This window comes from Croceibacterium atlanticum, assembly GCF_001008165.2.
GTDB classification, from domain to species: domain Bacteria; phylum Pseudomonadota; class Alphaproteobacteria; order Sphingomonadales; family Sphingomonadaceae; genus Croceibacterium_C; species Croceibacterium_C atlanticum.
The window spans coordinates 1,840,518-1,857,066 of sequence record NZ_CP011452.2 but is presented as its reverse complement, the minus strand read 5'-3'; the positions used below and the strand labels follow the sequence as shown (position 1 = coordinate 1,857,066).

The following is a 16,549-nucleotide window of genomic DNA, read 5'->3' as shown; positions in this document are numbered from 1 at the left end:
GACCGGCATGGTCCGCCAGAATTGCACCAGGCCTTCCCGGCGGGAGAATAATTGGATGAGCGACCTTTCCCTGGCAAGACGTGTGGCAGTGGTCGCCCCCCATCCCGATGACGAGGTTCTCGGTTGCGGCGGCACCATGGCACGGCTGGCCGCACAGGGCGCGGAAGTACATGTCGTTATCGTGACGCGCGGGCAGGAACCTGCCTTTTCAAGGGAATATATGGATCAGGTCATGGCCGAGGCGGATCGCGCCCATGCCCTGCTCGGCGTGGCGCGGACCCACAGGCTGGATCTTCCGGCCGCCGCGCTCGACACGCTCCCCGCGTCGGAGGTGAATGCCCGTATCGGTGCCTGCCTGTCCGAAATTGCGCCCGACACGCTGTTTGTTCCCTTTATCGGCGATATCCACCTCGATCACCAGATCGTATTCACTTCTTCCATGGTCTGGGCGCGGCCGCGCAGTGCCGCCGCACCGGCCCGTGTCCTTGCTTACGAAACGCTGTCCGAAACCAATTGGTATGCCGCCGGCACGACCCCGGCTTTCATGCCCGATACCTATGTCGATATCGGCGATTATCTCGAAACCAAGCTGGACAGCTTCGCGATGTTCGAATCGCAGATGAAGGCTGCACCCGATGAACGCTCGCTCGAAACCATACGGGCATTGGCGGTGATGCGCGGTTCGACCGTCTATTGCCCCGCAGCGGAAGCCTTCATGGCCATACGCCAGATCTGGCGGGGTAACTGATCGCCATGGAAAGGATCCAGCGATTGTTAAGAGCTGGAAAAGGCTCTGCAACAATGGGTCATTTCCGCAATATCGGCCATTTGCTGTCCGGGAATGCCATCAGCAATGTTATGGCACTGGTCAGCCTGGCCATCGTCGGCCGGGCGCTGGAGACAGAACTGTTCGGCATATTCGTGCTGGTCATAACCTATGTCCGGCTGGTCGAACGTTTTGTCCGCTTCGAATCGTGGCAGCCGCTGATCCGCTTTGCCAGCAATCTGGAGGGTGGTGATCGTGCCAAGCTTCCGCGGCTCTATCTCTACGGCATACTTCTCGATCTGGCAGCGGCATTCACGGCGGCGTTTGGCGCCGTGGCTGCGGCTGCGGCTCTTGGGTCGCTGTTTGGACTCGATGCAGAATATCTGCACCTGGTGGCGATCTATTCCGTCTGCGTGCTGTTCAACCTGTCGGGCTGGACCACGGCGGCCTTGCGCATGGCCGGGCGATTCAAGCAGATCGCCTACAGCCAGCCGATCGGGCAGGTCGTTCGCATACCTCTTGCGCTGTTCTGCTGGTATTACTGGCCCACCGTCACCGGCTTCATGATTGCCTGGGCAATTGCCCAGCTGACGACTTCGACCATTATCATGGCGCTTGGCTGGAAAGCCTTGCGGGAAGAGGGGATATCCAGCCCGCTCAAGGAAACGCCGCGTAACCTGCCGCGCGATTTTCCGGGCTTTATCGGCTTTGCGTGGTCGACCAATCTTTCCATGACCCTGCGCACGATGACTCAGGAAGCGGACGTGTTGCTGGTCGGCGCTCTCGCCGGGCCCAGTTCAGCAGGCTTCTACCACGTCGCGAAACGGCTGGCGAAGGTCGCCCAGCAAGTTGGTGCGCACACCCAGGCAGTGCTCTATCCCCAGATGGCGCGCTTCTGGAGCGAGGGGAAATACAAGAAGCTGCGGCGGCTCACGCATAATGTGCAGTTGATACTTAGCGGGCTTGGCGTTCTGGCGATCATCGCGGCGGCTCTGGTCGGGCAGGATCTGGTGGAACTGGCCATGGGGCAGGATTACGGGCAGGTCGGGCCGCTGCTCGTGGCGCAGCTATTCGCCGTGACCTTGATCATGCACGCGGCTCCCTCGCGTTCTATCCTCCTGTCCATGGGGCGGCCGGGCGTGGTGCTGCGAAGCTCCCTTGTCGCAACGATCCTCTTCTTCATTTGCGCACTTCTGCTCATCCCCCGCTACGGGGCAATGGGGGCCAACCTTTCGCATATTGCCTTCGCAGCGACGACCGCATTGTGGATGGATATCGCGTGGCTGCGCCTGATCCGGCAACGCATTGGCGGCGTGACGCAAGCAGGAGACTGACCGCCATTACTCCTAGAAATAACATTTAAATCCGTGGTTTACCTTTGTCTGGCTTATATGGCTTGGGTCGATGCGGGCCGTGATTGCAGGCCGGTGGTTGCAGGGGTGATCCGCGAAAGGGATTTGAGTGAGCTACGCCGCCGAAATGAAGAACGATGATTTCGTCATGCCGCCGGAAGGCGGGCGGAAACCGGAAAGCCCGCCAGCCGGGCAAACCGGCGTGGCCCGGCGGAAGGTCTTCGGGGTCGGCCTGAACAAGACAGGCACGACCAGTCTTGCGGCTTGCATGGAAAAGCTCGGCTATCGCCACATGGGCTACCGGCTTGATCTTCTAAAGGCCTATCGTTCGGGCCAGATGGACGAGGTCTGGGCGGTAATCGACGCGCATGACAGTTTCGACGATTGGCCTTATCCGCTGATGTATCGGGAACTGGCGGAGCGTTATCCCGATGCGCAGTTCCTGCTGACCATCCGGCGCAGCCCGGAAATATGGTTCGACAGTCTGGCCAGGCATTCGCGCCAGTCCCGCCCATTCAGGAATGCGCGCAAACTGGCCTATGGCTGGCGCTATCCTGAAAATGCGCGCGAACAGCATTTGGAATTCTACCGCCGGCACAATGCGGAAGTGCAGGAATATCTGGGCAACCGTGTAAAGGTGCTGTGCTGGGAAACCGGCGATGGATGGCCTGAATTGTGCGATTTCATCGGTGCGGCCGTGCCTGAAGAGGCATTCCCCCACGCCAATCGCAGTCGCCCGCCTTCACGCGCGAAACGTTTGGCAAATCTGTGCATGCGCAAGGCGGAGGCGTTCGGATTGCTCTGACCCGCGGCCGGGCTCGGCTGTATTCGCCGAATGATTTCATAATGCGTGATGGCTGAACGCTTCGTTCATTCATTCGCATTAGCAGCAAAATCGAGATGCGTTGCTTGATGACTTCCCGTCCGATCGCGCTGGCTGCCACCAGCGTTCTGGCTTTTGCCGCCACGGCCGCGCAGGCCGCCAATCCCAGTGAAGATCCCCTTGCCAATGAAGGGGTGATCGTCGTCACCGCGCAATTGCGGGAACAGGATCCGGCCGATGTGCCCATGGCGCTGAGCGTGCTGGATGGTGAGCAGATGGAGCGGTTCGGCCTGCTGGAATTTGCCGAGCTTTCCCGCTTCGTGCCGGGTTTTGCAGTCCAGAACCAGTCGCCCAACAATCCCGGCTTCGTGATGCGCGGCATCACGTCGGACAGCGGTGCGGCCACGACCGAACCGCGCGTATCAGTCTATCAGGACGGCGTTTCCATCTCCAAATCGCGCGGTTCCTATGTCGAACTGTTCGATCTCGAACGGATAGAGATCGCCAAGGGGCCGCAATCCACGCTGTATGGGCGGGGCGCGCTGATCGGCGCGGTCAATCTCATCCAGAACAAGGCGCATGTCGGACGGCATGAACTGTCGGGCAAGCTGTCCTATGGCAATTACGATGCCACCCTGTTCGAAGGCATGGTCAACGCCCCGATCGGGGATGTGGCGGCCGTTCGGCTTGCCGGGCGGATCCGCGAACGCGGCGGTTATGTTGAAAACCTGCTTGGCGGGGCGGATTTCAATTCCGCCGATACCGCGGCGCTGCGCGGTTCCTTCCGTGCCGGGACAGACCGCCTGACATTCGACCTGATCGGAAACTACCAGAGGGATGAACCGGCGGGCACGGGTTTCAAATCCACCACCTATAACCCGACTGACCCGGAAACCGGCGCGCTGCTGGGGGATGCAGGCCGGAATAGCGGAGCCGCGCTTGCCGCGTCGGACGGGTTCCCCGATGGTGAAAGGCTGGGGCTGGATCGCAAGGTCCGGGGCGTTACAGCTATCGCAGATTACGAACTGAACGATCGTTTCTCGCTCAAGAGCATCACCGCCTATCGCCGGTTCGATTCCCGCGAAGTCTTCGATGGGGACGGCATTTCACTGCCCGGCCTCACCGCGTCGGAAAACGCATATGGCAAGCAGTTCAGCCAGGATTTGCGTATCAGTTTCGATGACGGTCCGGTTTCGGCTTTTCTGGGCGTGAGCTATTTCCGGGAGAAGGGCGCGCGGGAAGCGACCGTCCAGTTTGACGAACGGATAATGCTGGCGCAGCTGGCCGGGGCGCTGAATGGCGGCGGCGCAATACCCGGCCGCCCGGCAAGCGACCCGGCGCCGCTGCCCCTGTTCGACGATATGGGCTTTACCCAAATGCTGTTGCAGGGTGTTGCGGATGTGCGGGGGGTGCCGCTGCACCCGCTGGTGGCACAGGGCATCTCGGCCAATCTCAAACCGGGGCATGTGGAAAATTCGGCCGACGGATCGCGGACGGACGCATTCGACCTGTTCGGGGACATCAGTGTGGAACTGTCCGACCGGTTCGAGATTGGCGGCGGGCTGCGCTACAGCCATGATGACAAGCGCAGCAGCTACACCGCCTCCGTAGTGAATGGCCGTTCCATCCTCGGCGGCTTCATCGGCGCGCTGGGGCTGACGGAACCGGACCGCACTGCCTTGCTGCAAGGCCTCGCCATGAATGGTGCGGCAGGCATTCCTCCGTCGGCGGGCTATCCCGTGCCGCTATTCGGTCTGGCCACCCAGCCTACTGCCGGGAACGGTGCCACTGAGACGGCCCATTATGACGGCGGCGGATTTTCATGGCGGCTGACGGCCCGCTACATGCCGGGCGCCGATACCAGCCTTTATGCCACTTATGCCCGTGGTCGGCGCCCGGAAATCCTGTCGCCGGCGGGGCCGGGCGTGCCGTTCGGGGCGACGGATTTCGACGTGCTGCCGTCCGAAACGGTCGATAGTCTGGAACTGGGCGCAAAGACCGCGCTGGCAGACCGCACATTGTTCGTGGATGGTGCGGCGTTCTTCTACCAGTATGACAATTTCCAAACGACGGTGCAGCAGGGCACGCAATTCGTCACCACTAATGCGGGCAAGGCGGAAAGCTATGGCTTCGAAGGCCAGCTGCGTTACGTGCCCGGCAGCGCACTGAGCTTGTTCGGCACTTATGCTTATAATCACAGCCGTTTTCAGGCCGGGGCGCGGGATGGCAACAGGTTCCGCCTTTCGCCGGATCACAGCCTTTCGTTCGGCGCCATTGTTTCCCTGCCCGCCGGGCCGGGGCGGATCGAGTTTTCCCCCACGCTGACCTGGCAGTCCAGGGTCTTCTTCGATGACGATAATGACCGCGCGGACCTGCAACAGCCGCCGGCAACGCTGGTGGCGGACAATATCGTGGACGAATTCCAGGACGGCTATGCGCTGGTGAATGCGCGGCTTGGCTATTCGCTGGACGATAGCTGGCGTCTCGAATTCCATGTCGAGAACCTGTTTGACGAGAAATACATTATCGATGCCGGCAATACGGGAGACAGCCTTGGCCTGCCGACCTTCATCGCCGGTGCCCCGCGCTATTACGGGGTTTCCGCCAGCTTCCGTTTCGGCGGGTAAGGCGATAGCGCGCCGATGAAGAAGGCGCCGCGCCGATGAACGGACGGAGATTATCGAAGCTATATCTTTCGGGCGTTGCGGCAATTCGGTGCTAGCTCGTCTGCCAGTGCCATTCTCGCGACCAGTGTCCTTTTTCCTTTAAGGAATCTGGCCTAAGCACGCCCGGTGCTGCAGTGCAGAATCAATCCTTAAGGGGGTCAAATGCGTGTAACAATGATCGGCTCTGGATATGTCGGCCTGGTATCGGGGGCATGTTTCGCCGATTTTGGACATGACGTGATCTGCGTCGACAAGGATGCCGGCAAGATCGAGGCGCTGAAGAACGGGAAGATCCCGATCTACGAACCGGGCCTGGAACAGCTGGTCGCCAATAATGTCGAAGCGGGCCGCCTCAGCTTCACCACCGAACTGGCCCCTGCGGTTGCCGATGCGGATGCGGTATTCATTGCCGTGGGCACGCCTTCGCGCCGCGGCGATGGGCATGCGGACCTTTCCTATGTCTATGGCGCTGCGGAAGAAATCGCGCGCGCCATACAGGGCTTTACCGTCGTGGTGGACAAATCCACCGTGCCGGTCGGCACGGGTGACGAGGTGGAACGGATCATCCGCCAGACCAACCCCGATGCGGCTTTCGCCGTGGTTTCCAATCCCGAATTCCTGCGCGAAGGCGCGGCTATCGAAGATTTCAAGCGCCCGGACCGGATCGTGATCGGTGCGGAGGATGAACGCGCGAGACAGGTGATGCGGCAGATTTACCGCCCGCTTTACCTCAACAAGTCGCCGATCGTGGAAATGAGCCGCCGTTCGGCGGAACTGACCAAATATGCCGGCAACGCCTTCCTGGCGACGAAGATCACTTTCATCAACGAGATGGCCGATCTTTGTGAAAAGGTTGGCGGGGATGTGCAGGACGTGGCGCGCGGCATCGGCCTGGATAACCGGATCGGCCCGAAATTCCTCCATGCCGGGCCGGGCTATGGCGGCAGCTGCTTCCCCAAGGATACGCTGGCCCTGCTCAAGACCTCGCAGGATTATGACGCGCCGCAGCGCATCGTCGAAGCGGTTGTTTCCGTGAATGACAATCGCAAGCGGGCGATGGGCCGCAAGATCGTGGCCGCGCTTGGCGGCGATGCACGGGACAAGACAGTTGCAATACTGGGCCTGACCTTCAAGCCGAACACGGACGACATGCGCGATTCCCCGTCCATCTCGATCATCCGCACATTGCAGGATGCCGGGGCGACGGTGCGTGCCTATGATCCGGAAGGCGTGGAACAGGCCAGGCTGGTGCTCGACAATGTCGAATATTGCAGCACGCCCTATGAAGCCATGGAAGGTGCCGATTGTGCCGCCATCGTGACCGAATGGGACGAATTGCGGGCGCTGGACCTGAAGCGGATGGCCCGCATTCTCAAGCAGCCCGTGCTGGTGGACCTGCGCAATGTCTATGACCGCGCCGATGTCGAAATGTATGGCCTGAGCTATAGCGGCATTGGCCGCTGACCGGATTGCGGCGGGGCGGGCGGTTGCCTGCCCGCCCCGCCGGGAAGGTTGAAGGAGAGGGACCGGGGGGCTTCGCGGCCTCCCGGTCTTTGCATATGAGCCGGTCAGTCGAGGACGGAGGTTTCGTCCGTCCCGTCAGACTGGAATTCGTGCCAGATGCCGTTGAGGATGCCGAAACCGACGGCGAGGCCAACGCCCAGCACCCATGAAAAATACCACATGGCTTGCTCCTCAGTAGAAGTCGGGATTGTTGCGGGTTTCATCTTCGCCGACCCGGCCGAACATGACCCTGTATGCCCAGGCAGTGTAAAGCAGGATGATCGGCAGAAAGATGGCCGTGACCACCAGCATCACGAACAGGGTTCCCGGGCTGGACGATGCGTTCCACACGGTCAGGCTGGATGCCGGATCGATCGAACTGGGCAGGATGAACGGGAACATTGACAGGCCGACAGTCGAAATGATGCCGATATTGGCAATGGATGAACCGGCCAGGACCAGCTGATCCTTCCGCCCGCGAATGCCCAGCAGCGCGACCAGCGGGCCCAGCAGGCCAAGCACGGGGGCGATGATCATCCAGGGATATCTGCCGTAATTGTCCAGCCAGCCGCCCGGGGCCGCTTCCGTCCCGGTCAGCATGGGATTGGACGGGCCGGATGGATCTACCAGGCCTGTCTGGCGATAGCCGATATCGCCGAATGCGACATAAAGCCCGCCAGCCACGAACAGCAGAATGGAAAGCAATGCGGCGATCTGGCCCCATTTGCGGGCGCGATCCAGCACCTTGCCCGGTTCCAGCTTGATCGACAGCCAGCCCGCGCCGTGCAGCACGATCATGGTGACGGAAAGCAGCCCGGTCAGCAGGCTGAACGGCGTGAACAGATCCAGCAGCCCGCCTTCGAAGAAGGTGCGCAGATCGCTGTCGAACCGGAAGGGGGCGCCCAGCAGGACATTGCCCACCGCCACGCCAAAGACCAGCGCGGGCACGAAGCCGCCCACGAACAGCGCCCAGTCCCAGCGGTTGCGCCATGCCGGATCGGGTTTCTTGGAACGATATTTGAACCCGACAGGTCGCAATATCAGCGCTGCCAGAACCAGGAACATGGCAAGATAGAAGCCGGAAAAGCTGACGGCATAGACAAAAGGCCAGGCGGCGAAGATCGCGCCGCCGCCCAGGATGAACCAGACCTGGTTGCCTTCCCAGGTCGCGCCGATCGTGTTGATCACCTGCCTGCGTTCCAGATCGTTCTGCCCGATAAAGGGCAGCAGGGCGGCCGTGCCGAGGTCGAACCCGTCGGTCAGGGCGAAACCGATCAGCAGGATGCCCAGCAGCAGCCACCAGATGACGCGCAGGGTTTCATAGTCGAGAGGTACCGGGGGCATGGTCTCGTCTCCTCGCTTTATTCGGCCGGAACGGCAGTGGGAACGGCACCGCCTTCAGAGGCTGCGGATCGTTCACCCCGCCAGGGTTCGTAACGTTCGGGGCCCTTGCGTATCGCGGCCAGCATCAGCCGGACCTCGATCACGGCCAGCGTGCCATAGATCAGGGTGAAACCGGCAATGGTCGTCCAGATCTGCGAAACGCTGAGGCTGGATGCACCCAGGAAGGTGGGCAGCACGCCTTCAACGGCCCATGGCTGGCGCCCGACCTCTGCCACGACCCAGCCGATTTCCGCGGCCAGCCAGGGCAGGGGGATGATCAGCACCGCCGTGCGCAGGAACCATTTCCGGTCGAAACACTGCTTCGTCGCGCACCAGAAGGCCACAGCGAAGAAGGCGATGAAGAAGAAGCCCAGCCCGGCCATGATGCGGAACAGCCAGAACAGCACCGGCACATTGGGCACGGTGGACCATGCCGCGCGCATGATGGTTTCATCATCTGCGCTCAGCGGATCATCCGTGAAGCGCTTCAGCAGCAAGGCGTAACCCAGATCGTCCTTCGATCTTTCATAGGCTTCGCGTGCGGCCAGATCGTTGCGATCCTGCTTCAGCGTCTCCACCGCGGCATAGGCCTTCAGCCCGTTGCGGATGCGTTCGTCTGCATTGAGCACCAGCTCGTTGATGCCGGTGACTTCGCCCGTCAGGCTGCGGGTGGAAATGAGGCCCAGGACATAGGGAACCTTGATTTCATAACGGGTTTCGCGGCCGGTATTGGACGGCAGGCCGAACAGGGAAAGGCCGGCGGGGGCCTCTTCGGTTTCCCACATGCCTTCGATCGCGGCGAGTTTCATCTTCTGGTTTTCAGTCAGGGCATAGCCGCTTTCATCCCCCAGAACGACGACAGAGAGGGAGGAGGCAAGGCCGAATGCGGCGGCCACGGTCAGGCTGCGCTTGGCAAATTCGACATGCCGGCCCTTCAGCAGATACCAGGCGGAAACGCCCACCACGAAGACGCTGGCCGTGACATAGCCGGCGCTGACCGTGTGCACGAACTTGGCCTGCGCAACCGGGTTGAACAGCACTTCGAAGAAGCTGGTAACTTCCATCCGCATGGTTTCGGGATTGAAGCGCGAACCGGCCGGGTTCTGCATCCAGCCATTGGCGATGAGGATCCACAGGGCGGAAAGGTTGGAACCCAGCGCGACCATGAAAGTGGCGAACAGGTGCCCGCGCTTGGACAGGCGATCCCATCCGAAGAACATGATCCCGACAAAGGTCGCTTCCAGGAAGAAGGCCATCAGCCCTTCAATGGCGAGCGGGGCGCCGAAAATATCGCCCACGTAATGGGAATAATAGGACCAGTTGGTCCCGAATTCGAACTCCATGGTGAGCCCGGTGGCAACGCCCAATACGAAGTTGATGCCGAACAGCTTGGACCAGAAGCGCGTTATGTCGCGCCAGATCGGGCGGTTGGTCATCACATAGACACTCTCCATGATCACCAGGATGAAGGAGAGGCCCAGAGTGAGCGGGACGAAGAGAAAGTGATACAATGCGGTCAGCGCGAACTGCAATCGCGACAACTCGACCACTGCCATGTCTACCATGAGGACCTCTTTGGGGTTGTCACCCGGCGGTTCCGAAGGATAGCGCCGAATATATGGAGTTCCTGATGAAGAGCGCTACGCTCCGCCTTTATATGAGTCAAGCATAACAGTTACATGGTTTCAGAAATTTGAATCCCAAGACCTCCGGATTGTTCTGGCTGCTGGATATTGCAGGCGCCGCAATGTTCGCCTGGGGTATTGCGTCAGCCATTGGCGGCCATCTGGAAAGTGTTGAATTTCCTTATATTTCACTCGTGCTGATAGTGGCCGGTGCGGCGGTGCGCGCGCTTGCCGTATATCTGGTCCACGGCCATGCGATCAGGGCGGCGCAGCGTCACATCCACGAAGTGAGAGGGCGTGTCTGGCGCCACCTGCTGGCTGGCCAGCTGCCCCGGCCGGTGCTTTCAGGGGAAAGCGCGACTCTGGCGATCGATCATGTTCAGGCGATAGAAGACCATGATTCCCGGTTCGCCCCGTCGCGACTGGCGGCCGCATTGGGTCCGGTCATGGTTGTGGGGATCGTGGCATTTGCCAGCTGGGTGGCGGCGCTGATCATGATCGGCACGCTGCTGCCCTTTATCTTCGGCATGATCCTGGCGGGCACGGCGGCGCGCCGCGCATCGGACCGGCAGCTGGCGGCTCTTGCTTCGCTGTCAGGCCTCTTCGTGGACCGGGTGCGGAACTTGCCGCTGATCCGCCATTTCGGGGCGGAGGAACGGATCGTGCGGCAGGTGAAACTTGCCACACGCGACGTTGCCGAACGGACGATCCGCGTTTTGCGCGTGGCCTTCATTTCCGGCGCCGTGCTGGAGTTTTTCTCGGCCCTCGCCGTGGCTCTGGTCGCGGTCTATTGCGGTTTTTCCCTGCTTGGCCTGTTGCCCTTCGATCCGCCCGAGCAATTGACCCTGGTGCCGGCCTTTTTCGCGCTTGCCATGGCGCCGGAATTCTATCTGCCCATGCGGCGGCTGGCGGCGGCCTATCACGAAAAGCAATTGGGCGAAGCGGCGGAAAGCGCCCTGGCAGAGGCATTGCCGGAGAAGGAGGCGGGCGAGGCATCGCCGCGTGACGGTGCGCCTGAGCGGGGAGGGTTCGACGGATTGTGGCTGCGCGGGTTGGTGCTGGAATGGCCGGGCGGAAAAGTCGGGCCGCTGGACATGGAATTGTCCGCAAATGATTTCGGCGTTCTGCTGGGGCCGACGGGCAGCGGCAAGACTACTACACTGGCGGCAATCGCGGGGCAGATCGATCCCGCTGCGGGCCGGGTCACGACAATATCGGGCGATGCGCCCGATCCGGCGCAGGTCGCCTGGGCAGCGCAGCGGCCCTTGCTGCTGCCCGGAACGCTGGCGGAAAATATCGCACTGGCCGCGCCCGGCGCATCTGAAGCAGAGATTCGCGCAGTGGCGGAACGGGTGGGGCTGGGCCCGGTGCTGGATCGGCGCGGCGGGCTGGCCCTGCCGGTCGATCATGCGGGGGCCGGCCTGTCGGGCGGGGAAAGGCGGCGCATCGGCCTTGCCCGTGCGATTTTGTCCGGGCGGCCCCTGCTGCTGTGCGATGAACCGACGGCCGATCTCGATCCGGAAAGCGCACAGGCCATAATCGCGCTTCTCACCGATCTGGCGCGGGAACGCTGCGTGCTGGCCGCAACGCATGATCCGCTGGTCGCCGATGCGGCGCGTGTGGAGCTGGCACTGTGAAGCCACTGCTCGATCTGGCGGGGATGACGCGCGAAACGCGGCGGCTGGTGTTGCTGGGGGGGATTTCCGCTTCGGTGGCCGCCTTGTCTTCCATCCTGCTGCTGGCGGTTTCCGGCTGGTTTCTGACAGGTGCCGCCATTGCGGGCGTGGCCGGTCCTGCCGCGGTGCTGGGTTTCAACTATCTGATCCCCAGCGCTTCCATCCGCCTGCTGGCCATTCTGCGCACCGTCTCACGCTATGGCGAACGGATCTGGTCGCACCAGGGTGCATTGCTGGGCATGGCGGAATTGCGCGGCCGGCTCTTCGCCCGGCTGTCGGCGCAGGATAGCCGCAATGCGCCAGACATGTCTGGCGGCGATGCAAGTGCGCGCCTGATCGGCGACATCCAGGCGCTGGAGGATCTGGTGGTCCGGCGGCCCGCACGGCAGGCAAGTGTTGTCGCCGCCATTGCGGGGCTGGTGCTCACGGCAATGGCCGGATGGTTGCCCGCGGTGCTTCTGGCGCTGATGCTCGCCGCGCTGCCTTTCCTGCTGCGCGAAATGGCGCGCCGCCTGACGGACCGGCCCGCGCATGATGCGGCAGAGGCGCTGGGCGAATTGCGCATTCGCTATGTCGATTTCGCGGGCGCCCGATCCGAAATCGCCGCCTATGGGCTGGCTGACCGGGTGACGGCGGAACTCTTCCCGATCGCTGCCCGGCTGGATGCAGCCCACGCCCGCCTGTTCCGCGCCGAAGCGGCGATGGCCGGTTTCCTGCTTGGCTATGGCGCGCTGGCAGTGGCGGCCGTGCTTGTCACCTCCACGGCGGAGGCGCCAATCCTTGCCTTGGCGCTGCTGGCAGCATCGGCTGCGATAGAGGCGATGGGATCCTTCGCCCGCAGCGTGTTCCGCGGCGCGACAGTGCGGGAAGGGCTGCGGCGGATCGCCGCCTTGCAGGAACTGGCCGATGCGCCGGTTCAGGGCGCGGCAAGGAAAGAAGCGGCCACGCTCAAATTCGGCGACATGGTTCTGGAACCGGGCGCGCGGCTGGCGATCACCGGCATTTCCGGTTCGGGCAAGACCATGGTGTTGGAAGCGCTGGCGGGTATGCGCGCCCTGCAAGTGCCGGTGGAACTCGACGGCCAATTGCTTGCCCTGTGCAGCGCCGACGCGTTGTGTATGCAATTTGCCCTTTCCCCGCAGGATGCCCCGATGCTGGCGGGAACCATTGCCGACAATCTCCGCCTTGCGCGCCCCGGGGTGGATGATGATGCAATGTGGCGCGCGCTGGAAGTGGCGCAATTGGCGGATCGGATTTCCCGAGCGCCGGAAAAGCTGGAAACCCGGCTGGGGGAAGCCGGCGGCATATTGTCGGGTGGAGAGCGCAAGCGCCTTTCGCTCGCCCGCGCGATACTGGCCGGCCGCCCATGGCTGCTGCTGGACGAGCCGACCGAGGGGCTCGACCCGGAAACGGAACAGGCGCTGATTGCCGCGCTGGGGCGCTGGCTGGACGAAACCGGGACCGGGCTGATCCTTGTATCGCATCGCCGGCATCCGCTCTCGCTGACGAGGCGGGCCCTTGAGATCGGAAAACTGGTCCGGCTGTAGAGCGCGCTGTCAGGGCGCGCCGTCCATCCCCGTCACGGCGCGCAAGGTATAGGCGGCGACAAGCACCTGCCCGGCGGCGTCGATCTGCGCCACGCGCGCGGCAATAGCTTCCCGCTCCGCATCGAGCAGGGCCAGCTGCGGCTTGGCCCCCACTTCCACTTCCAGCCGGGTACCGCGCAGCGCCTCTTGCGTGGCCGCCACCCGCTTGTCCGCCGCGATGCGCATCAGCGTTGCCGCACGCAGGGCCTCGAAACTCTGGATTGCCGCTGTCCGGACCTCAAGCTCCGCCGCCCGGATATCGGCCAGCGCAGCCCGTTCATTGGCTTCGGCGCCAGTCACCTTGGCGCCGGTGCGGCCGCCACTGAAGAAGGTCCAGCGGCCGCGCACGCCGACACTGGCGCTATCTGCGGTATAGCCGGGGAAGAACTGGTCCCGCACGCTCGCCGCTTCGGCATAAAGTCCGACGTCGGGCAGATATTCGGCCCTGGCCGCTGAAACCCCGGCATGGGCAATATCGGCTGCGCGCCGGGCCTGTTCCACCTGCGGATTGTCCAGCACCGCAAGTTCCACCGACGCGTCGAGATCGGCCGGTGTTTCGGGCGGCGGCGGCAGATCGCCGCTGGGGTCGATCCTTTCGCCTGCCAGCGCTTCCAGCCGGCCCATCCCGGCGGCCAGATTGCCTTGCGCCCGGGCAAGCCCGGCTTCCGCTTCCGCCAGTCGTGCCTCGGCCTGGGCCACGTCGGTCGCGGTCGCGCCGCCAGCGTTGAAGGACAGTTTCGCCTGCCGCAGAACTTCGGCCAGCGATGCCTGCAATGCGGAATAGCTTTTGACTTCTTCCTTGGCGGACAGGGCATTGGTGAAGCTGCGCACCACCTGCAGGCGGAGATCGAGCATGGTCGAATATGTCGCCAGCTCGGCAATTTCCGCGCCGCCTTTCGCCTGCCGCACGGCGGAACCGATCTTGCCGCCGGTGAAGATCGGCAATTCCACTGTCGCCTGCGCCGACCGGGGCGTGACATCGTCGGCGCTGAGGCCGAAATAGCCCTTGGGATTCAGCCTGCCGGTGCCGATCTGCCCTTCCACGCTGGCCTGGGGCATCCGTTCTGCGCGGGCCTGCTTCACGGCGGCGTCGGCCGCATCTTCGCGCGCGCGGGCGGCGGCAAGGGTGGGCGAATTGGCCATGCTCGCCGCGATGGTTTCATCCAGCGATTGCGCCGCCGCATTCAGCGGCAGCGCAAATGTGGCGGTGGCTGTAAGCAGGATCAGCTTGCGACGCATGGCCGGGCTCAGCGGAATGCCGTGCCCTGCCGCACGCCCAGCGCGCGGAAGACCATCGCCGCCGGGCAAAAGCCGGTGAAGCTGGCCTGCAGCATGTTCAAACCGGCAAAGATGGTGAGAGCGATCCACCAGGGGTGGACGGTAATGGAGAGGATCGCGCTGGCCAGCACAACGATGCCGGCAAAGGCCATAACGGCACGGTCGAGATTCATCGCATCATCTCCTCAGTCGAAACGCAGTTTCTTCACGCCCAGCACATGCAGGGCAAGCTTTTCGTAGAAGGGTTCGCTTTCGCCCCGGCGCACCTTGCGCAGGAAGTATTTTTCGAATCCGATCTTGGCGAGATGGACCCACTTGCCTTCGCTTGCCCAGTTGGTGTTGCGCGGCGGGATCTGCGGTATGGCGACAAAGGCCACGCCGCCATCGCCGAAATCGGCCAGGCAGATCGCGTTCCACGACGCTTCATGCGTCGGTTCCGCGCCGTTCAGGATCTCTTTCAGGTTCTCCGCGATGGCGGTTACCATGCTTTCGATCATGAAGCCGGTCTTGGGCACGCCGACAGGCAGCGGGGTGGGGCCCACGGGCGGAATGGCTATGCAAACGCCGAGGCCGAAGACATTCGGATATTTCGGATTGCGCTGATGCTTATCGGTAATCACGAAGCCGCGCGGATTGACCAGGCCTTCTATGCCCATCAGCGCCTTCACGCCGCGGAATGCGGGCAGCATCATGGCCCAGCCGAAATCCAGATCATGCGTGGTCTTGGTCGATCCGTCCTCATTGACTTCCTCGACATGGCAGACGCCGTCTTCCACGCTCGTCACCTTGGCATTGGTGATCCACTTGATGTGCCGGTCGCGCATTTCGCTTTCCAGCAGGCTCTTGGTGTCGCCAACGCCGTCCAGCCCCAGATGGCCGATATAGGGTTCGGGCGTGATGAAGGTCATCGGCACCTTGTCGCGGATTTTCCGTCGCTTCAGTTCGGTGTCGAGGATCATGGCGGTTTCATATGCCGGGCCATAGCAGGAGGCGCCCTGCACGGCGCCGACCACGATCGGGCGGGGGTTCTTGCACAGTTCCTCGAACGCGTCATGCGCCGCCTTGGCATGAGGCGTTTCGCACACGGACTGGGTGAAGCCTTCGGGGCCGAAACCTTCGATTTCGTCGAAAGCGAGTTCCGGCCCGGTGGCGATGATCAGGTAATCATATTCGATTATTGAATCATCATTGAGTTCGATGCGGTTGTTTTCCGGATCGACCTTGCGCGCACCGGCGCCGGTAAAGGCGATGCCGTGCTTTTCCATGACCGGCGGCAGATGGACGCGGATCGCCTCCGGTTCGCGCCAGCCCACGGCTACCCAGGGATTGGACGGGACGAACCAGTAATCTTCGCCCTTGTTGACCACGGTGACGCGCGCCTTGCCGCGCAATGCCTGGCGTATCTCGTAGGCTGCGATTGTGCCACCCAGGCCGGCGCCCAGCACGACGACATGCGACTCGCTCATAGCATCCATCTCCTCGATTACGTATTGACCAATATAACATATACACGCTATAGACAAGTGATAAATCGAAGTGAGGTCAGGATGTTCGGATTCGGCAAGCGGGCAAAACGCCGGGATGTCACCCCGGAAGAGCTTCAATCCATGATCCAGCGCGGTCAGGCCTGCGTGGTGGATGTGCGTGAACCGGCCGAGTTCGCCGATGGCCATGTGCCCGGCGCGATCAATTTGCCGCTTTCGCGCTTCGACGCCGCGCGGCTTCCCGATACGGATCCCTGCAATGTCGTGCTGATCTGCGCCGGCGGCATCCGGTCGGCCCAGGCGCTCCGTCAATGTGCGGATACCGGCGTGGATGCGCATCTTGCAGGTGGTATGCGGGCATGGATGAAGGCCGGCATGCCGGTGGAAGGCTGATGGAGGGGAAGCGC

Annotated in this window: 14 protein-coding genes; 8 read left to right on the top strand and 6 right to left on the bottom strand. The window is 62.6% G+C overall.

Features of this window, described 5'->3' with window-relative positions; translation table 11 throughout:
• Positions 1–55: 55 nt before the first annotated feature.
• The 5 genes from WYH_RS08840 (at position 56) to WYH_RS08820 (ending at position 7,071) form a co-directional block, all read left to right on the top strand.
• Positions 56–748: a PIG-L deacetylase family protein gene (locus tag WYH_RS08840; RefSeq protein WP_046903543.1), complete on the top strand. Its 693-nt coding sequence runs from the start codon at positions 56–58 to the stop codon at positions 746–748.
• Between the two features lie 53 nt (positions 749–801).
• A complete protein-coding gene (locus tag WYH_RS08835; RefSeq protein WP_053833486.1) occupies positions 802–2,100 on the top strand; it encodes a lipopolysaccharide biosynthesis protein in 1,299 nt (432 codons plus the stop codon).
• 127 nt (positions 2,101–2,227) lie between these two features.
• Positions 2,228–2,923, top strand: a complete 696-nt coding sequence (locus WYH_RS08830; RefSeq protein ID WP_046903541.1) for a sulfotransferase family protein — start codon at positions 2,228–2,230, stop codon at positions 2,921–2,923.
• 107 nt (positions 2,924–3,030) lie between these two features.
• Entirely contained in the window at positions 3,031–5,568 is a 2,538-nt protein-coding gene (locus tag WYH_RS08825) for a TonB-dependent receptor (RefSeq protein ID WP_046903540.1), read from the top strand.
• Between the two features lie 201 nt (positions 5,569–5,769).
• Positions 5,770–7,071, top strand: a complete 1,302-nt coding sequence (locus WYH_RS08820) for a UDP-glucose dehydrogenase family protein (protein WP_046903539.1) — start codon at positions 5,770–5,772, stop codon at positions 7,069–7,071.
• 104 nt (positions 7,072–7,175) lie between these two features.
• Here WYH_RS08820 and cydX read toward each other — a convergent pair whose 3' ends face one another.
• From cydX to WYH_RS08810, 3 genes are read right to left on the bottom strand one after another with little or no spacing between them, the layout of a single operon-like run.
• Positions 7,176–7,292 (bottom strand): cytochrome bd-I oxidase subunit CydX, encoded by a 117-nt coding sequence (gene cydX, locus WYH_RS16535; protein WP_046903538.1) that lies wholly within the window; start codon positions 7,290–7,292, stop codon positions 7,176–7,178.
• A 10-nt stretch (positions 7,293–7,302) separates the two neighbouring features.
• Positions 7,303–8,454: a cytochrome d ubiquinol oxidase subunit II gene (gene cydB / locus WYH_RS08815; protein WP_046903537.1), complete on the bottom strand. Its 1,152-nt coding sequence runs from the start codon at positions 8,452–8,454 to the stop codon at positions 7,303–7,305.
• 17 nt (positions 8,455–8,471) lie between these two features.
• Positions 8,472–10,058: a cytochrome ubiquinol oxidase subunit I gene (locus WYH_RS08810; protein ID WP_046903536.1), complete on the bottom strand. Its 1,587-nt coding sequence runs from the start codon at positions 10,056–10,058 to the stop codon at positions 8,472–8,474.
• Between the two features lie 128 nt (positions 10,059–10,186).
• Between WYH_RS08810 and WYH_RS08805 the strand changes: the two genes are divergently transcribed.
• Together WYH_RS08805 and WYH_RS08800 are read left to right on the top strand one after the other, a co-directional pair.
• A complete protein-coding gene (locus WYH_RS08805) occupies positions 10,187–11,755 on the top strand; it encodes an ABC transporter ATP-binding protein/permease (RefSeq protein WP_235979035.1) in 1,569 nt (522 codons plus the stop codon).
• Positions 11,752–13,341: an amino acid ABC transporter ATP-binding/permease protein gene (locus tag WYH_RS08800; protein ID WP_244877899.1), complete on the top strand. Its 1,590-nt coding sequence runs from the start codon at positions 11,752–11,754 to the stop codon at positions 13,339–13,341. Before WYH_RS08805 ends, WYH_RS08800 begins: the two co-directional genes overlap by 4 nt.
• Positions 13,342–13,350: 9 nt before the next feature.
• Here WYH_RS08800 and WYH_RS08795 read toward each other — a convergent pair whose 3' ends face one another.
• The 3 genes from WYH_RS08795 to WYH_RS08785 are packed head-to-tail and all read right to left on the bottom strand — an operon-like array spanning position 13,351 to position 16,124.
• Positions 13,351–14,619: a TolC family protein gene (locus WYH_RS08795; RefSeq protein ID WP_046903535.1), complete on the bottom strand. Its 1,269-nt coding sequence runs from the start codon at positions 14,617–14,619 to the stop codon at positions 13,351–13,353.
• Positions 14,620–14,627: 8 nt separating this feature from the next.
• Positions 14,628–14,831, bottom strand: a complete 204-nt coding sequence (locus WYH_RS08790) for a YgaP family membrane protein (RefSeq protein ID WP_046903534.1) — start codon at positions 14,829–14,831, stop codon at positions 14,628–14,630.
• 12 nt (positions 14,832–14,843) lie between these two features.
• Positions 14,844–16,124, bottom strand: coding sequence for an NAD(P)/FAD-dependent oxidoreductase (locus WYH_RS08785; protein WP_046903533.1), 1,281 nt, complete (start codon positions 16,122–16,124; stop codon positions 14,844–14,846).
• Between the two features lie 81 nt (positions 16,125–16,205).
• Here WYH_RS08785 and WYH_RS08780 point away from each other — a divergent pair, with 81 nt between their 5' ends.
• Positions 16,206–16,535 (top strand): rhodanese-like domain-containing protein, encoded by a 330-nt coding sequence (locus WYH_RS08780; RefSeq protein WP_046903532.1) that lies wholly within the window; start codon positions 16,206–16,208, stop codon positions 16,533–16,535.
• The last annotated feature ends 14 nt before the right edge of the window (positions 16,536–16,549 follow it).

Excerpts from the sequence above, each read along its gene's own strand:
- WYH_RS08790 (WP_046903534.1), bottom strand. The coding sequence starts at position 14,831 with ATGAATCTCGACCGTGCCGTTATGGCCTTTGCCGGCATCGTTGTGCTG.
- WYH_RS08795 (WP_046903535.1), bottom strand. The coding sequence starts at position 14,619 with ATGCGTCGCAAGCTGATCCTGCTTACAGCCACCGCCACATTTGCGCTG.
- WYH_RS08840 (WP_046903543.1), top strand. The coding sequence starts at position 56 with ATGAGCGACCTTTCCCTGGCAAGACGTGTGGCAGTGGTCGCCCCCCAT.
- WYH_RS08780 (WP_046903532.1), top strand. The coding sequence starts at position 16,206 with ATGTTCGGATTCGGCAAGCGGGCAAAACGCCGGGATGTCACCCCGGAA.
- WYH_RS08835 (WP_053833486.1), top strand. The coding sequence starts at position 802 with ATGGGTCATTTCCGCAATATCGGCCATTTGCTGTCCGGGAATGCCATC.
- cydX (WP_046903538.1), bottom strand. The coding sequence starts at position 7,292 with ATGTGGTATTTTTCATGGGTGCTGGGCGTTGGCCTCGCCGTCGGTTTC.
- WYH_RS08785 (WP_046903533.1), bottom strand. The coding sequence starts at position 16,124 with ATGAGCGAGTCGCATGTCGTCGTGCTGGGCGCCGGCCTGGGTGGCACA.
- WYH_RS08820 (WP_046903539.1), top strand. The coding sequence starts at position 5,770 with ATGCGTGTAACAATGATCGGCTCTGGATATGTCGGCCTGGTATCGGGG.
- WYH_RS08825 (WP_046903540.1), top strand. The coding sequence starts at position 3,031 with ATGACTTCCCGTCCGATCGCGCTGGCTGCCACCAGCGTTCTGGCTTTT.
- cydB (WP_046903537.1), bottom strand. The coding sequence starts at position 8,454 with ATGCCCCCGGTACCTCTCGACTATGAAACCCTGCGCGTCATCTGGTGG.
- WYH_RS08810 (WP_046903536.1), bottom strand. The coding sequence starts at position 10,058 with ATGGTAGACATGGCAGTGGTCGAGTTGTCGCGATTGCAGTTCGCGCTG.